Source organism: Lapidilactobacillus gannanensis (assembly GCF_003946675.1).
In the GTDB taxonomy this organism is placed as follows: Bacteria; Bacillota; Bacilli; order Lactobacillales; family Lactobacillaceae; genus Lapidilactobacillus; species Lapidilactobacillus gannanensis.
The window spans coordinates 20,727-37,056 of record NZ_RHOT01000006.1 but is presented as its reverse complement, the minus strand read 5'-3'; the positions used below and the strand labels follow the sequence as shown (position 1 = coordinate 37,056).

The 16,330-nt window shown below is 41.2% G+C and carries 14 protein-coding genes; 11 read left to right on the top strand and 3 right to left on the bottom strand.

Annotated features, from left to right (window positions below):
• Nucleotides 1–149 precede the first annotated feature (149 nt).
• The 3 genes from EKM81_RS02915 to EKM81_RS02905 all read right to left on the bottom strand — a co-directional run bounded on the left by EKM81_RS02915 (nt 150) and on the right by EKM81_RS02905 (nt 2,764).
• On the bottom strand, nt 150–791 hold the full coding sequence (locus tag EKM81_RS02915; RefSeq protein ID WP_125648188.1) for a copper homeostasis protein CutC: 642 nt from the start codon (nt 789–791) through the stop codon (nt 150–152).
• Between the two features lie 66 nt (nt 792–857).
• Nucleotides 858–1,688 (bottom strand): undecaprenyl-diphosphate phosphatase, encoded by an 831-nt coding sequence (locus tag EKM81_RS02910; protein ID WP_125648185.1) that lies wholly within the window; start codon nt 1,686–1,688, stop codon nt 858–860.
• Nucleotides 1,689–1,735: 47 nt separating this feature from the next.
• Complete coding sequence (locus EKM81_RS02905) at nt 1,736–2,764, bottom strand: lactonase family protein (protein WP_125648182.1); 1,029 nt, start codon at nt 2,762–2,764, stop codon at nt 1,736–1,738.
• 296 nt (nt 2,765–3,060) lie between these two features.
• On the opposite strand from EKM81_RS02905, the gene EKM81_RS02900 reads away from it, so the two are divergent.
• The 11 genes from EKM81_RS02900 (at nt 3,061) to recA (ending at nt 15,876) form a co-directional block, all read left to right on the top strand.
• Nucleotides 3,061–3,450 (top strand): PTS glucitol/sorbitol transporter subunit IIA, encoded by a 390-nt coding sequence (locus tag EKM81_RS02900; RefSeq protein WP_125648179.1) that lies wholly within the window; start codon nt 3,061–3,063, stop codon nt 3,448–3,450.
• Nucleotides 3,451–3,486: 36 nt separating this feature from the next.
• Nucleotides 3,487–4,710, top strand: a complete 1,224-nt coding sequence (locus EKM81_RS02895) for an AI-2E family transporter (protein WP_125648176.1) — start codon at nt 3,487–3,489, stop codon at nt 4,708–4,710.
• A 387-nt stretch (nt 4,711–5,097) separates the two neighbouring features.
• Complete coding sequence (trmL, locus tag EKM81_RS02890; RefSeq protein ID WP_125648294.1) at nt 5,098–5,607, top strand: tRNA (uridine(34)/cytosine(34)/5-carboxymethylaminomethyluridine(34)-2'-O)-methyltransferase TrmL; 510 nt, start codon at nt 5,098–5,100, stop codon at nt 5,605–5,607.
• A 251-nt stretch (nt 5,608–5,858) separates the two neighbouring features.
• Nucleotides 5,859–8,441: a DNA translocase FtsK gene (locus EKM81_RS02885; RefSeq protein ID WP_125648173.1), complete on the top strand. Its 2,583-nt coding sequence runs from the start codon at nt 5,859–5,861 to the stop codon at nt 8,439–8,441.
• A 33-nt stretch (nt 8,442–8,474) separates the two neighbouring features.
• Nucleotides 8,475–9,764: an insulinase family protein gene (locus tag EKM81_RS02880; RefSeq protein WP_125648170.1), complete on the top strand. Its 1,290-nt coding sequence runs from the start codon at nt 8,475–8,477 to the stop codon at nt 9,762–9,764.
• Nucleotides 9,761–11,005 (top strand): EF-P 5-aminopentanol modification-associated protein YfmH, encoded by a 1,245-nt coding sequence (gene yfmH, locus EKM81_RS02875; RefSeq protein ID WP_125648167.1) that lies wholly within the window; start codon nt 9,761–9,763, stop codon nt 11,003–11,005. The genes EKM81_RS02880 and yfmH overlap by 4 nt, the downstream gene beginning before the upstream one ends.
• Nucleotides 11,002–11,748 carry an elongation factor P 5-aminopentanone reductase gene (gene ymfI, locus EKM81_RS02870; protein ID WP_125648164.1) on the top strand — a complete coding sequence of 249 codons (747 nt, stop codon included), beginning with the start codon at nt 11,002–11,004 and terminating at the stop codon, nt 11,746–11,748. The genes yfmH and ymfI overlap by 4 nt, the downstream gene beginning before the upstream one ends.
• An 80-nt stretch (nt 11,749–11,828) precedes the next feature.
• Complete coding sequence (locus EKM81_RS02865; protein WP_125648161.1) at nt 11,829–12,743, top strand: helix-turn-helix domain-containing protein; 915 nt, start codon at nt 11,829–11,831, stop codon at nt 12,741–12,743.
• A 22-nt stretch (nt 12,744–12,765) separates the two neighbouring features.
• Complete coding sequence (pgsA, locus tag EKM81_RS02860; RefSeq protein ID WP_125648158.1) at nt 12,766–13,350, top strand: CDP-diacylglycerol--glycerol-3-phosphate 3-phosphatidyltransferase; 585 nt, start codon at nt 12,766–12,768, stop codon at nt 13,348–13,350.
• Between the two features lie 110 nt (nt 13,351–13,460).
• A complete protein-coding gene (locus tag EKM81_RS02855; RefSeq protein WP_125648154.1) occupies nt 13,461–14,705 on the top strand; it encodes a competence/damage-inducible protein A in 1,245 nt (414 codons plus the stop codon).
• 88 nt (nt 14,706–14,793) lie between these two features.
• On the top strand, nt 14,794–15,876 hold the full coding sequence (recA, locus tag EKM81_RS02850; RefSeq protein WP_125648151.1) for a recombinase RecA: 1,083 nt from the start codon (nt 14,794–14,796) through the stop codon (nt 15,874–15,876).
• Nucleotides 15,877–16,330: the final 454 nt, after the last annotated feature.

The window sequence follows — 16,330 nt, the reverse complement described above, 5'->3', positions numbered from 1 at the left end:
AATTCGTTAGAATTGCTCGACATTTTTGCGTTAAGCGGAACCGTTTTTTCTTTTGTGAACACGTTTCAGTTGTTAAAGTTTATTTTATTTTTTGGAGAATTGACTTTTGTTACCGCATGTTTTAGGTGATGGGGCAAGAACCATTGATTTTATTCAAGTGCACCAAGAATTTTAGTGCCATGGAGTTGGTTTACGCCTAAGAAACTACCAATTTGTTCAGCGTTATCCGCAGTAATACCACCACCAGGGAGAATTTCGATTCGATCTGCAGCTAAAGCAACTGTTTGCGCTAATTGAGCTAAATGTTGTTCAATTGGCACAGTTAATGGACCACCATGGGTTAAAATTCGTTGGACATGATGCGCAACTAGCCAATCAATTGTTGCCGCTTGTTGGTTGACGGGAATTTCATCAAAGGCCATGTGCATCACAATATCTAAACCACCAGCTGCGCCAATTAACATTTCCATGGCTTCGGTATCAAGCTCGTGATTAACTGTTAGGGCACCAAAAGTGACGGCATCAACACCTAGCTGTTGTGCGACAAATAAATCTGATTCCATCATCTTTAATTCAGTATCATTGTAAACAAAATTGCCACCACGCGGCCGAATCATAGCAACTAGCGGAATTTGCTTTTCATTTAAATAGCGTGCGGCTTCAGCCATAACGCCATGACTAACAGTGGTGCCACCAACTGCTAGGTTATCATTAAGTTCAATTCTTTGCGCACCGACAGCGACTGCACGAGGAATCAAAGTATAATTTTCAACTGCAACTTCTTTTAACATAAGCTCACTCCAATTTTTTAGTTGTTAGAAGTAACTAATTATCATTCTTTATTTGATCAATTATTCCTAGAGAATGGCGCGAATTCCAAAGTAGGCAATCACAACAAGTCCTAGAGCGATACGATACCAGCCGAAAGCTTGAAAGTCATTTTTCTTAATATAGTTCAATAAGAAGCGGATGGCAAAGTAGGCAACGATGAAGGAAACGAGGGTCCCTACTAGTAAAACAACCGTTTGTTCACCAGTAAAAACATTCCCATGGCTGAAATATTTCCAGATTTTTAGTAATGAGGCCCCAAACATGGTTGGAATTGCCAAAAAGAATGAGAATTCAGTGCCGACATAACGGGATGTTCCCACTAAAATTGCGCCTAAAATAGTTGCGCCGGAACGAGACGTCCCTGGTACCAATGATAATACTTGGAACAGCCCAATTTCTAAGGCAGTTAAATAAGGTAAAGTATTAAGGTCATTGAGACGACTTGTTCGATGCGCATTGCGACGTTCGATGACGATAAATAGAATCCCATAAACAATTAACGTTGTGGCAATCACTTGCCAAGAAGTGAGGTGTTCATCCATCCAATCATTTAATGGGAAACCAATAATAACTGAAGGGAGAATCGCGACAATGACTTTAAACCAAAGCTGCCAAGTTTGACTGCGTTCGACCCGATTTTTCTTCGGGGAAAATGGATTTAATTTATGGAAATAAAGAATCACGACGGCCAAAATTGCACCAAGTTGGATCACGACCATAAACATGTTAATGAAAGCTGTTGATTCTTTTAACTTAATAAATTCATCAGCCAAGTACAGATGGCCGGTGGAACTGATTGGTAAGAACTCAGTGATCCCTTCGATGATACCCAGGATAATGGCTTTAATAATGTTCACGTGGCGAACATCCTTTCATGTTGGTTTTGATGATTAATGACTAAATATTAGTGGAAAACAACACAGACACTTTCAGGTGTGACAATATCTTGTTGGACTTTTGTTAAGAAGCCAGTTTCTGGGTTACGCCGATATAACGTTGAATTATCAGTGTTTTGATTGGCGCAGATGACGAATTTTTCAGTTGGGTCAAGATTGAAATCACGAGGAAAATCACCTTCAGAGCTGATCCGTTGAATCAGCTGTAGCGCTAAGCCATCAGCACTAACTGTGAAAACAGCGATTGAGTTATGACCACGATTGGAAGCATAAAGGAAACGACCATCATGACTAATCCGAATCGCAGCACTACCGTTATGTTCAGTATAGTCAGCTGGAATTAAGTCATAAGTGGTTTCTAGTTCAAAAGCACCCGTTGCTTTGTCATAACGCAAAACTTGCACCTTACTGGATAATTCGCCGAGTAAATAGGCAACTTGACCATTGGGGTTGAAGACTAAGTGGCGAGGACCGTAGCCAGCTTCAGTTCGATAAGTAGCTGCTTTAGTTAAACTACCATTGGCACTCACATCATAAGTGACCAGCTCATCAATGCCTAAATCACAAACGGCTAACCGTTGATCAGGAGTGAGATCAGTAAAATGAACATGAGCACTGTCCTGTTCTGGTCGAGGACCGCTACCAACATGAGTGGTGGTGCTGGCTAGTTCTAGGCCACCATTAGCTAAAATCCGATAGACTAAAACTTGCCCTTTATGATAATTAGCCCCATAAACTAATTGTCGTGCTTCATCAATTGCCACATAAGCTGGGGGTGCCCCAACAGCCATGACGTCATTGATGAATGTTGGCTGCTCACCAGTTAAATCATAGGCACTAACACCACCATCACCGGCAGCATTTTTGCTGACAGTATAGAGAATATTGCGTTTGCTAATTGCCAAATAAGTGGCTTGGGGAACATTGATGTATGATTGAGGTGCACTGACTTCTTCTTTTTCAGTATCAAGCCAAGCTGTATAGATGCCTTGACCTTCGCGGCGCGTATAACCGCCAAAAAAAACTTTTTCTTGCATTGAACAAACCTCCATTTTTAGTCATTGTAAGTATAGCATACCCGTTCTTTACCATGACTAAATGTGGCAGAAATTTAATGTTTTAATTCATCACGAAGTAGGTTAGAAGTAGGTTAATCGCTGCTTTTCAAAAATATCACCAGCTTTCGCAGCAATCGCCTTGACTTATTCATCTCGCTACATTAAATGAGTGGCCTGTGCTAAAATTGGGGTATGATGAAATTAAGTTTGACGAGGTTATCTGGTAACAGAGCCTGACTAATGTCGAACTATTCAAGTAGAGGTAGGTAGCTAAAATGGATGTTAAAGCACATGTGACAGCAATTGGCCCGCAAGCATTGACTGATGGCGATGAAATGGTCATCTTGTTTAATCAAACAGCTAGTGAGGCTTTGCGTGAAGTCGCAGTGATTCAGAAATTTGTGACGCCAGAAGATCAGGCCAAAATTACGCTGGCCGTTAATGATCATGTAACGATTGATGGTCATGATTATGTTATTAGCAGAGTGGGTAAGCTAGTCAACGATAATCTTGAATCAATCGGTCATGTGACCTTAGTCTTTGGTGAGGCTGGACCTTCTGGACTACAGAATGCACTTCATTTTGATAATCAAGGTGTCAAACCTGCTTTTAAGATTGGGACCGAGATTATTTATCATTTTGCGCAGGCAGCAACCAAAGATTAGTTGCAATCAAATCTTTAAAGTTAAGGGGTCAAGCCAATGAATGAACCACATTCGGATAAAACAAAACGAAATTCCTGGTTTTATCAATGGTTCTTGAACAATAAGGCAACTGTTATTTTAATTAATGTGATGTTACTGCTGATTGTTGTTTGGTTATTTGCCAATATGAGTTGGATTTTCCAACCGGTCGGCACCTTTCTCGGCATGGCCTTACCGCCAATTCTCTTGGCAGGCGTGCTTTATTATTTAATTGAACCAGTTGTCGAGTTAGCAGAGCGCCATTTTCGTTTTCCGCGAATTTTAACTATTACCATTATTTTTATTGCGGTCATTGCTTTGATTGTTTGGGGCATCTTAACGTTAATTCCGATTATTCAAAATCAAACCCAACAAATCATTAAGAATTGGCCACTGTATTGGCAAAATATTGAAGATACGTTTAATCAAATTTTAAGTAGTCCACACTTAGCGGCAATTCGTAAGCAAATTAGCGAACAAATCAGTGATTCTAGCAAGGTTTTAACAAAACAAATCAATAGTAGTGTTAATGATTGGTTTAACAATATTACTTCAGCTGTTGGTGTCATCACGAATATTTTGGTAATTTTGGCAACCGCACCGTTCTTATTATTCTTCATGCTGAAAGATGGTCCGAAGTTTAGACCATATATTTTGAAGTTTGTGCCGGTTAAGTTTCGGGAATCCACTAATCAATTATTGACCGAAGTTAATTTATCTTTAAGCAATTATATTCGTGGTCAGCTTACCGTAGCCTTTTGGGTCGGCGTGATGTTTTCGATTGGTTATTCAATTATCGGCCAAAAGTATGCCTTAACGTTAGGCGTATTAGCTGGTTTTCTAAACTTAATACCATATTTAGGCTCATTCTTAGCAATGATCCCCGCATTGATTATTGCGGCTTTCACAAATTCATTCATGGTGGTTAAAGTTTTGATTGTTTTTGCAATTGAGCAAACGATTGAACAACGTGTTGTGGCGCCATTGGTCGTCGGCAGTAAAATGGAAATGCATCCCGCGACAACCTTAGTTTTATTGCTAGCTGCCGGTAAAATGTTTGGCCTTTTAGGTGTTTTGTTAGGTATTCCCGTCTATGCGGTTTTGAAAATTTTGATTGGTCATTTATTCCAATGGTTTCAACAAGTTTCAGGATTGTATGAAGAAGCGCCGCTCACTACCAAAGACTTAACGTCACCAACAACGACGCCACCAACTGATTCAGAAGAAACCGATTCTAAGTAATTCACGGTAAAGTCGCTGGTTAAGACAAGGGCAAGTTGCATGATAATTATTGGTTAATTTTCTGAAAGCAAGGCTTGCCAAATAAATTTTAGACGTGTTATATTATTGCTAAGGTCTAAGTCAGACTTTTATCAAGGGTAGCCTTTGCTAAAAGTGTTGATCATAATCTTACTAATGTAGTTTCTCGCTGTCGGCTGACCGAGGGACTACATTTTTTTGTGGCGTGTTTTCCACCGATTAAGTATGTTAAAATGGTTAGCGAGTATTCAGTTTCTTTAAATGAAATTAATAATCCAGTTGGCGTTAGATAGTGGTTACTTTTATGAGTGTTGCAATCAAGATGGCTGTCTGCGACTAGCTTTTAAAATTAAAAAAGAGGTTTATCAATTGACTAATCATATTGCGTTATTTGAACCATTAATGCCTGCCAATACAGGTAATATTGCTCGGACATGTGCCGCAACCGGCACTACTTTACATTTAATCCGGCCCTTAGGCTTTCAAACTGATGATAAACATCTAAAACGTGCTGGGTTGGATTATTGGGATAATGTTAATATTGAGTATCACGATGATTTAGATGCTTTTCTGGCCACGATTCCTGACCAACGTTATTTATATTTAATTACGAAATTTTCTAATTTAGTTTACAGTGATCAGGATTTCACCGATACCACGCATGACCATTACTTCTTGTTTGGTAAAGAAACAACTGGTCTACCAGAAGATTTTATGCGGGATAATCCTGAGAAATGCTTAAGAATTCCTATGACTGATAAAGTTCGCGCCTTGAATTTATCTAATACGGCCGCTTTAGTTATTTATGAAGCGTTGCGGCAACAGCAATTTGCAGGCTTAGAGTTAAGTCATCGCTACGAACATGATAAATTAAAGTAGACTTTAATCAGTAATCAGGATTTCTCAGACTAAGTTAGGCTTCTGAGATGACGGTATTTGATGACGGTATTTAGTGATGATTCAGTTTAATTTTTTAAAATTAGTTGCTGTTTCTGACAGTGAAAACCCGTTCAATCGAGTTGCTGAATTGGTCGGGTTTTTAGATTAATTTTGATCAATCTCAAAATTAAAGTTACTGATTAGGAGTAAGCACTGATTGAGCTAGTTTTGCAGAAAGGTTTGGAGGAGCAATGGCTAAGACAAAACGTAAACGTCGGCCAACAAGTAAAAAGAAACGCCGTCAGCAAATCAAAGTTGGTTTCAACATAACCGGCTTGGCTTTCATGCTAATTGCTATTTTGGCTGTTTTCCGGTGGGGGTTCTTAGGTAATTTATTTGCCAATACTTTCCGGTTATTTGTTGGTGATACTTATTTGATTGCTGCTGTAGTTTTCGGGATGACAGGGCTATATTTGTTATTCAGTGGCCATTTTCCTGATCGAATTCCGGCGAAGCGGTTTTCTGGTATGGTGTTAGTCTATTTAGGAAGTTTGGTGCTTGACTCAGAAATTCTTTTTAGTCATCAACAAATTCATACGCAGTTCTTTAATATTACTTGGTCTTTACTGAAAGCTGATTTTCAACGCGGCCGCGTGACCCAGCCTGTTGGCGGTGGCCTGTTAGGCGCACTGGGCTATAGTGCCACTTACTTTTTAGTGAGTAACTGGGGCACAATTTTGATTGCTATATTAGTGATTTTAGCTGGTTTACTGATGTTCGCGGGTATTCCTTTTCAAGAGGTTGTGCGCTTTTTGCAGAAAATCGGACGTGGGTTACAATTTGTGGCTAGCAAAATCAAACTTAGTTTTGCTAATTTACAGGCGCGGCTTTTTGCTGAGCCTGATGAAGTAGCTGCACCACAAAAGACGACCGCAACAGAAACAGATGCGGATTTTGATATTCAAACCAGCCAGGCACAAACAACGCGGAGTCATGATTCGGTTGCGGCAATGTTACAACAACAGCAGACACAATTAGGTGATTCAGCAATAACAGCAACGTCTAAAAAAGCGACTACACCTAAAAAGCCGGCAACTCAAGCGACATCACCAGTTTCGACTGAAAAAGATTTACCAACGGCTCACGATGGGTTTGATGTTAATTTTACGCCAACCGGTGGTGTGGTCACGCCCGAGCAAATGGCGACCAATTCAGCTGCTGACGCTGACCTGAATAATACGGCAATAGCTGCAGCGGCGAGTGGGTCGACCCCAGCAACCCCAGCAGCTGTAGCGGTACCGCCGACAGATAGTACGACCAATGCAGTCACGGCGGCAACCGCTGACAGTCAGCCGGATTATACGAACTATCAATTACCAACAACAGATTTATTAAGTGTGATTCCACCAACTGATCAAAGTGGTGAATTAGAATTGATTCAGAAAAATCGACATATTTTAGCGCAGACTTTCCAGAGTTTTGGTGTTGACGTTAAAATTATTCATGCCGATTTAGGTCCAACTGTTACGAAATATGAAGTTAAGCCTGGCTTAGGCGTTAAAGTTAATAAGATTGTTAATTTGGCTGATGATTTGGCGCTAGCCTTAGCTGCTAAAGATATTCGAATTGAGGCGCCGATTCCTGGGAAACCTTATGTGGGGATTGAAGTACCCAATCGTACAATTGCAACTGTTTCTTTCCGCGAAGTCATTGAAAAGCAACCACGCCATCCGGGCAAAGTTTTGGAAGTACCTTTAGGAAAATCAGTAACTGGCCAGATTATGACAGCTGATTTAACTAAAATGCCGCATTTATTGATTGCTGGTTCGACTGGTAGTGGGAAGTCAGTCATGATCAACGTCATTATTACAAGCATTTTAATGCACGCACGTCCAGATGAGGTCAAGCTAATGTTGATTGACCCTAAAATGGTTGAATTATCAGTTTATAATGATATCCCGCACTTACTTTTACCAGTTGTGACGGATCCGAAAAAGGCTGCTAATGCCTTAAATAAGGCTGTGACAGAAATGGAAGATCGCTATCAACGTTTTGAGGCGGCAGCAGTTCGCGATATTAAAGAATATAATCTTAAAGTTCGTGAGAATAATGCCGATAAAAATAACCCAGTCATGCAAGAAATGCCTTTCTTAGTCATTGTCATTGATGAATTGGCTGATTTGATGATGGTCGCTGGCAATGAAGTTGAAACATCAATTGTTCGTTTGGCACAGAAAGCACGGGCGGCAGGAGTTCATTTGATAATTGCCACCCAGCGGCCATCTGTTGATGTTATCACTGGCCTTATTAAAGCGAATGTTCCGTCACGAATTGCTTTTGCAGTTTCGAGTGGCATTGATTCACGAACGATTCTTGACATGAACGGTGCCGAGAAATTACTTGGTCGCGGGGACATGATGTTTGCCCCATTAGGCTTATCAAAGCCAGTCCGGGTCCAAGGGGCTTATATTTCTAGTCAAGATGTGGAACAAATTATTGATTTTGTTAAGGCGCAACGTCCAGCTGAATATGATGAAGAATTAATGGCACATGTCAACGATGTTAGCGAAGCTGATCCTGAAAATGATCATGATGAACACTTTAATGATGCTGTCGCCTATGTGATTCAAGAAGATAAGGCCAGCACGTCAATGATTCAACGGCGGTTTCGAATCGGATATAATCGAGCAGCTTTAATTGTTGAAGATATGGAAAAGATGGGCGTCGTTGGTCCTTCGGAGGGCAGCAAAGGGCGGAAAGTTCTTTGGACTGAGGCCAACTATCAACAATTTGTCGGTCAAACACCACCAGCAGCTGAACAATATTTATCGTAATTTTTAATGGTTAACAATCTAGAGGAGTAAGTTGTGGATAATTCAACGACTAATGGTGTTGGTATTTTAATTCAACCAACCACGAAATTTCAGACCAATCTGATCGAATGTCACTTTTTTGCTAAAATTAATCAAGCTACATTTACGGAATTAGAGTTATTAAGTCGGCTGTTGGCATCTGGTTGTCAACAATATCCGCAAAGTGAACAGTTGGCAGCTCATTTGGCCGACTTATATGGTACCAATTTGCAAATTATTCATCGCGCTTTAGGCGGTTATCATGATTTAATGTTTCGCTTAGCTTTTGTAGAGCCTAATACACCTCAAAATTATCAGCAAAGTAATTTGCAGGATGTTTTAGCCTTACTTCAGCAACTGATTTTTAAACCGTTATTAACAGTTGCTGCTGGCGCCAAGGCCTTTAAAATTGAACGGCAAGCTTTTACTAGCGAGTTACGTGATTTGCAGGAAGATTTTGAATATCAAGCTTTTGTGCAAACTAAGGCGGCTTATTTTGCGCAGGCAAAGTTGCCAGCTAATTATCAAACCGCAGCTAGTGGCAGCTTAACAGAATTAGCTGCGATTACTTACTCGCGTTTACAGACGTTATATCAACAAATCTTGGACCAATGGCAAGTGACGCTGACAGTGTTAACTAATGATCAGCAACAGTGGCCGTGGTCACAGTTACTGACACAGGCACTGCCATTTAAGCCACGTCCAGTTCAAATTACTAATAATCTGGCCTTGCTAACCAATGTGGCTCTGCAGCAAACACTGCGCCGTCCGATTCCCGGTCAGCAAAGTCGCTTGACCTTAGCTTATCAGGTTACCGGTATCCACGAACCTGCCGAGATTCAGCGCTTTAGTTTACTGACGCGAATTTTAGGCGGAAGTGAACAGTCATTATTGTTCCAGATGTTTCGGGAAAAGTTAGGCCTAGTTTATGATATTAGTGCAAGTTATGATGCTTTGAATAATTGGTTATTGATTGAAACCGGGTTGGATCGTCAGAATATCGAGCTAGCGTTAACGACAATTGAACGGGCCTGGCAGCAAATTAAATCAGGTAAGATTCCCGATTCATTAATTCAGCTCACACAGTCAGAAATGATCAGTCAACGTCGCTTAATTGTTGACTCACCACAACGTTTGCTGAATCGCACACTATTGCAAACTTTACAACCAGCCATGCAACGGTCAGCGGCTAATTACGCGCAGGCTTTTGCAACTGTTGATGCCGCCTATTTAGGTCAAATAGCTGCTCAGGCCCAATTACGAGTAACCACAATTTTTCAAGGGCAGGAGGCAACACAAGCATGAGCCAATTTCACCTTAGTAATGGATTGACAGTCAATTTAATTGATAAACCAGGTTTTTTAAGTCAATTTGCAGTGGTCATGGTTGATTTTGGTGGCCTTGACCGTAGAATCAAGCTAGCTAATGAAAACTTAGTCTTACCTGCTGGTACTGCACATTTTTTAGAGCATCAATTATTTAATAAAGCCAGTGGTGATATTAGTCAGAAGTTTGCCAGTCAACAAGCACAAACGAATGCTTTTACCACTGCTTCCAAAACGGCTTACTATTTTTCTGGCGCTGGTCATTTATTGGAAAATCTTGATTTATTGGCAACATTAGTTAGCGAGCCGTATTTTCAGCGTGCGAGTGTTCAAAATGAACGCCAAATTATTAGTCAAGAAATTAAGATGTATCAAGATCAGCCGGATTGGCAATTAGAAATGCAATTAATGGCGCAGTTGTATCCTGGTCAGGCTTTAGCAGAGGATATTGCTGGTGATCTGAATAGCTTGGCATTGATCACCCCGGAAGTTTTGCTAGCAGCGCATCACTATTTTTATCAACCACAGCGGATGCAACTAACAATTGTGGCTGATTTTGCTCAGCAAACAGTGACAGATTATTTACAGCGTTCGGCTTTATGGCAACAACTAGGGTCAGCTGTGATGACGTCGCCCGCAACTTGGCCAGTAGTTGAATCTAGTCAAACGGCTCCAAGCGGCGTGCCAGTACCTACTGCTAATACCAAATTAGGCCTAGGATTACGGGGAGCTAATGAAACAAATCTTAGTCAGGCTATTTGCCTACAATTAGATTTGGAGTTGGCTTTGACAACCTTGTTTGGCGAAATGTCGCTGCCAGTCAGACAATGGCGTGATGCTGGTTTAGTCGATGACAGTTTTCAATTCAATACAACAGTTGAGCGCCAATTCAATTATGTTTTATTTACGGCTAATTCACCGCGCCCACAAGAATTACAAGCAGTTTTACAGCAGTTATTACAACCAACTGTGCTGTTGGAGCCAACTTTATTTGAGCGGGTTAAACGGGAAATGGTTGGCAATATTCTATTCAGTGATGATGCTTTAGGCGGTTTAGGATTGGAGTCAGCCGAACTTGGCTTTTATGGCTGGCAAACTGCCGATATCAAACAATATCTAAGCACACGTAAAGTAATTGACGTTCAGACCCAGTTTCATAAGTTTTTGCAAAATAGTCAGTTGGTTAATGTCCAATTAGTAGGCGGTGATTTTGAAAAATGATACAATCAAATGGCAAGCAACGTGCATTTGTTTTTGGTGCTTCTGGTGATATTGGTCAGGCCATTTGCCAACAGTTGGCAGCGTCAGGTTGGTCATTGATTTTGCATGGCTTTCAGCATACTGATGTGCTAGCAACGGCTTGTCAGCAATTGAGTCAGCAGTATCCGCAGCAGGACTTTCAGTATTTTTCAGCTGATTTAATGGATCCTAATTTTCTGAAACCGAATTTGCTAAGTCAATTTGGTGATTATCAAGCGTTGGTGTTTGCGCAAGGCACGACTGATTATCAACTCTTCTCAACAACGACAGTGCAGCAACAACAAAAATTGTTTCAACTGCATCTTTTTTCACCGTTGACGTTAATTCGAGCCGCCGAGTCACACCTGTTAGCCCAAGATCATGCACGAATCGTTTTTATTGGCTCAATTTATGGGGCAGTTGGCAGTGCCATGGAAGTGTTGTACAGTGCAGTTAAAGGCGCACAGACAAGCTTTGCTAACGCGTATGCTCGTGAAGTTGCTGGGAGTGGATTAACAGTTAATGTGGTGGCCCCAGGTGCAGTTAACACACAAATGAATGCCGATTTTTCAGAAAATGAACTTGCAGCGCTAAAAGCAGAAATCCCGTTAGGACGTTTGGCGCAGCCTCAAGAAATTGCTGTGTGGGTGGCACATTTAGTGGCAGCGGATGCGGACTACTTAACCGGACAAACCCTCTATGTTGATGGCGGTTGGCTGAAGTAAAATATAAGGTAATCTTAATAGGTCCTCTTCAGAGAGTATGATATAATAATTAGGATAATAGCTGGTGGTGAACATAACTGATGGATGAAGTAGGAAAGAAATTACGTAGTGCGCGAATTGAAAAAGGTTATACACTTGACGATTTGCAGCAAATTACGAAGATTCAAAAACGTTACTTAGTCGCAATCGAGGAAGGCAATTTTGATCAGCTCCCCGGTGACTTTTATGTACGTGCGTTTATTAAACAATATGCGGAGACAGTTGGGTTAGATAGTCACGAGCTGTTGGACCAATACAGTGATAAAATTCCTGAACCACAACCAAAGGAATATGCTGAAAACTCAATTGAAAATAAGGCCCGTGCTTTACATGATGAGTCAACTTCTTTTGGAAGTTGGTTGCGCAATAATACCGGTAAAATTATTATTGGTGCTGTCGTGATCATCGTGATTGCTAGTCTTTACTTCTTTGCAGTGCGCGCGGCTAATTCACGGAAAACACAGATTCCAGATCAGAGTTCTGAAATTGTGTCTTCGAGTAAGAAAGTCAAAGAGTCTAGTAAAGAATCTTCGTCAGAATCAAGTAAGAAGAGTGAGTCCAGCAAGTCATCTTCCAAATCTTCTAGCTCTTCCAAGAAGGCTGAGCTAAAGATCGAACAAGATAGTAGCTCGACAAATGCTTTTACAGTCACTGATTTACCTAGTGGTGAGAACACCTTAGTTGTTGGTGCTAATTCCGGTTCAGCTTGGATTCAAGTGCAAATCAATAATGGTAGTGGGGCTAGTTGGCAAGGCGTGTTACAAGCTGGCGGCACGCATAGCATTACCTTGCCTGCTGACACGACTGTTTTCACCGTTCAAAGTGGGAATACGCCAAATACAACGGTTAAACTGAATGATAAGTCAGTTGCTTTATCAACAGCGACTGGTGCTTCAGTCGTCCAGACCTTTACCTTTAATGTACAGAGCGCAAGTTCAACCAGTGATTCTGAATAAATTAAAGGGTGGGTTAATTTAAATGAATTTACCAAATAAATTGACAGTTTTTCGAATTATTCTAATTCCAATTTTTATGCTATTGTTGGCAATTACTTGGCCATGGGGGCAAATAGTTATTGGTGGTGCAGTGATTCCGCGCCAGCAATTAATTGCGGCAATCATCTTTATTGTGGCGTCGTTAACTGATATGCTTGATGGTAAAATTGCGCGCAAAAATCACTTGGTGACTAATTTCGGTAAGTTTGCTGATCCTTTAGCTGATAAAATGTTGGTTATGACTGCTTTTATTTTCCTAGTGTCTTTAGGAAAGGCACCAGCTTGGGTAGTGGCCATTATCGTTTGTCGCGAGTTGGCGGTCACTGGCCTACGGTTATTGATTGTGGAACAGAATGGTCAAGTCATGGCAGCAGCAATGCCAGGTAAAATTAAAACCACAACGCAAATGTTAGCCATTATTTTCTTGTTATTGAATGATATTTTCTTTGCGGCAATTCATTTCCCAATTGGCTTGGTCTTGTTGTATATTTGCCTATTCTTTACCATCTATTCTGGTGCTGACTACTTTATCCAGAATCGCCAAGTTTTTAAGGATACTAATGATTAATTTAATCACTTTAATGAAGAATGAGGTTGGTGCAGGTATTTGCAGCAGCCCGTTCTTTTTTTGTTAATTTAAAAAAATCCGCATGGAAATGCGTATATGGAGGTAGTGGCATGAAAGCAGAGATTATTGCTGTTGGAACCGAAATTCTTTTAGGCGAGATTGTTAACACAAATGCTCAGTTAGCGGCCCAAGCTTTGGCTCAGGCGGGAATTGCAAGTCAGTATCAAACTGTGGTTGGTGATAATCCGACTAGATTAATTGATGCAATTGCAATTGCCGAAGGTCGTAGCGATTTACTTATCTTGATTGGAGGATTGGGGCCAACTCCTGACGATTTGACGAAACAAACGTTGTCCCAACACTTAGCAGTCAAATTAGTCGAAGATAAAAATGCAATCGCTAAGTTAGAAGCGTGGCAACAACAGCTGAATCGTAAAATGCCGGCTAATAATCTTGCCCAAGCACTTTATTTGGCCGGTGGCGAACCACTGGCAAATGAAGTCGGCTTAGCAGTTGGTTGTTATTATAAAACACCAGATCATAGTTATTTTATTTTACCAGGACCACCACGCGAGTTCAGTCCTATGCTAGCGGCTGAGGTTGCCCCACGTTTGCCGGAAATTGCTGGTCAGCCACAGAAGATCGTTTCCAAAATGGCGCGCTTCTACGGACTAGGCGAGTCATTCTTGGCAACACAAATAGCTGATATTATTGCTCAGCAACAGAATCCGACAATTGCAACCTATCTGAAGGACTATGAGATAGGCGTGCGCGTGACCGCACGTGCTACCACAACTGATTTAGCAACAGCTATAATTGAACCAGTCATGCAACAAATTACAGCACGACTAGCCCCTTATTTTGTTGGTTATGGTGAAAACCAACGCTTACCTAATGAGGTTGTCGCTTTATTAAAACAAGCTAAGCGAACAGTGACTGCCGCTGAAAGCCTGACTGCTGGTCTATTTCAAGCAGATTTAGCGAGTGTTGCTGGTGCCTCTTCGGTTTTTGCTGGTGGTTTTGTAACTTATGCGAATGCCATCAAAACCGAATTGCTGGGAATTCCGGCAGCAGTAATTGCTGACCAAGGTGTTGTTAGTCGTGAAGTGGCACAACAAATGGCCGAACGTGCACGTCATTTGATTGGCAGTGACTATGGGCTAGGCTTTACTGGGGTAGCAGGTCCGGAGCAGCTAGAGGGTCAGGCAGTCGGCACAACGTATATTGCGTTGGCCCGACCAAATGAATTCACCATTGTTCAAGAATATCATTTCGCCGGCCTACGTAACGAAATTCGCCAACGGGCAGCACTAGCAGGTTTTAAACTGCTGTATGATGAATTAAATAAAAGTTAGAACGTTTGTTCGCTTTTAGCTTGCATTTTAGTAGTGCACTAGGTAAAATTAGAGATGTGCTAAGCGTCAAAGCTTAGAAGGAGGACTTATGGCTAAAGATGAACGACAAACCGCGTTGGAAAACGCGCTAAAGAAAATTGAAAAAAATTATGGTAAAGGCGCCGTTATGCGGATGGGGGATAAAGTTGATACGCAAATATCTACTATCTCAACTGGTTCGCTTGCCTTAGATCATGCGCTAGGTGTTGGTGGTTATCCCCGAGGCCGAATTATCGAAGTCTATGGACCAGAAAGTTCTGGTAAAACTACTGTTGCCTTGCATGCCGTTGCTGAAGTACAACGACTTGGTGGTACAGCAGCTTACATTGATGCTGAAAACGCCATGGATCCTGCTTATGCAACTGCCTTAGGCGTTAACATTGACGATTTACTTTTATCACAGCCTGATACCGGCGAACAAGGGTTAGCAATTGCTGATGCCTTAGTAACCAGTGGCGCGATTGACTTATTAGTTGTCGATTCAGTGGCGGCATTAGTACCTCGTGCTGAAATTGAAGGTGAAATGGGAGATTCCCATGTTGGTTTACAGGCACGGTTAATGTCACAGGCTTTGCGAAAGCTTTCTGGGACAATTAATAAGACTAAAACGGTTGCCATCTTTATTAATCAAATTCGTGAAAAAGTGGGAATCATGTTTGGTAATCCCGAAACAACACCAGGTGGTCGCGCACTTAAATTCTACGCAACAATTCGCTTAGAAGTCCGTCGTTCTGAACAGATTAAGAATGGGACGGATATTATTGGTAATCGAACTAAAATTAAAGTTGTTAAGAATAAGGTTGCCCCACCTTTTAAAGTTGCTGAAGTTGATATCATGTATGGCAAAGGGATTTCTCGTAACGGCGAGTTGCTGGATATGGCCGCTGATAAAGATATTATCAACAAAGCTGGGTCCTGGTATTCTTATCACGACGAACGAATCGGTCAGGGACGTGAAAACGCTAAAGAATACTTGGCAAGTCATCCTGAAATGGAGGCAGATGTTCGTAAACAGGTACGTCAAGCTTTTGACATGGACGGCGACAGTGTTGAGTCAGAAGATGAACCTGCAACCAAGGGCAAGTCTAAAGGAAAAAAAGCAGAAGAAACAACCTTACCAATTGATAAATAATTGAACGCTATAACGACGTTATAGATAGTGTTGGCCTAATTTTGAATAACATCAAAAAATATGTCAAAGGGCAATCTGCTAATAAACATCAATAAAGCAGCCTGGGACAAAAGGCGGTCAGCCAGCGAGCATTAACGAAAAATGCCGAACAATTCGTTAGAATTGCTCGGCATTTTTTCGTTAAGTGGTACTGCTTATCTTTTGCGAACAAACTGCAGCAGCTAAAATTCGGTTTATTTTGCTAAAGAAACTTAGGCTATTATCGGTTTTCGTTGATTTTCAGTAGACTGACCACCTTTTGTCACGGCCAGATATTTTTTATTTTGGTTGGAATTAGGGTGTTTTATGTCGCACTGACTACTGAATTAGGATGAACTTAATGAAGTATTCTGATGAGTTGCTTGATTAGGAACCACGAAGTTTCATTGACACACAACGCTGGAAACGCTAGAAT

Excerpts from the sequence above, each read along its gene's own strand:
- EKM81_RS02915 (WP_125648188.1), bottom strand. The coding sequence starts at position 791 with ATGTTAAAAGAAGTTGCAGTTGAAAATTATACTTTGATTCCTCGTGCA.
- EKM81_RS02905 (WP_125648182.1), bottom strand. The coding sequence starts at position 2,764 with ATGCAAGAAAAAGTTTTTTTTGGCGGTTATACGCGCCGCGAAGGTCAA.
- EKM81_RS02900 (WP_125648179.1), top strand. The coding sequence starts at position 3,061 with ATGGATGTTAAAGCACATGTGACAGCAATTGGCCCGCAAGCATTGACT.
- EKM81_RS02895 (WP_125648176.1), top strand. The coding sequence starts at position 3,487 with ATGAATGAACCACATTCGGATAAAACAAAACGAAATTCCTGGTTTTAT.
- EKM81_RS02885 (WP_125648173.1), top strand. The coding sequence starts at position 5,859 with ATGGCTAAGACAAAACGTAAACGTCGGCCAACAAGTAAAAAGAAACGC.
- yfmH (WP_125648167.1), top strand. The coding sequence starts at position 9,761 with ATGAGCCAATTTCACCTTAGTAATGGATTGACAGTCAATTTAATTGAT.
- ymfI (WP_125648164.1), top strand. The coding sequence starts at position 11,002 with ATGATACAATCAAATGGCAAGCAACGTGCATTTGTTTTTGGTGCTTCT.
- EKM81_RS02865 (WP_125648161.1), top strand. The coding sequence starts at position 11,829 with ATGGATGAAGTAGGAAAGAAATTACGTAGTGCGCGAATTGAAAAAGGT.
- pgsA (WP_125648158.1), top strand. The coding sequence starts at position 12,766 with ATGAATTTACCAAATAAATTGACAGTTTTTCGAATTATTCTAATTCCA.
- EKM81_RS02855 (WP_125648154.1), top strand. The coding sequence starts at position 13,461 with ATGAAAGCAGAGATTATTGCTGTTGGAACCGAAATTCTTTTAGGCGAG.
- recA (WP_125648151.1), top strand. The coding sequence starts at position 14,794 with ATGGCTAAAGATGAACGACAAACCGCGTTGGAAAACGCGCTAAAGAAA.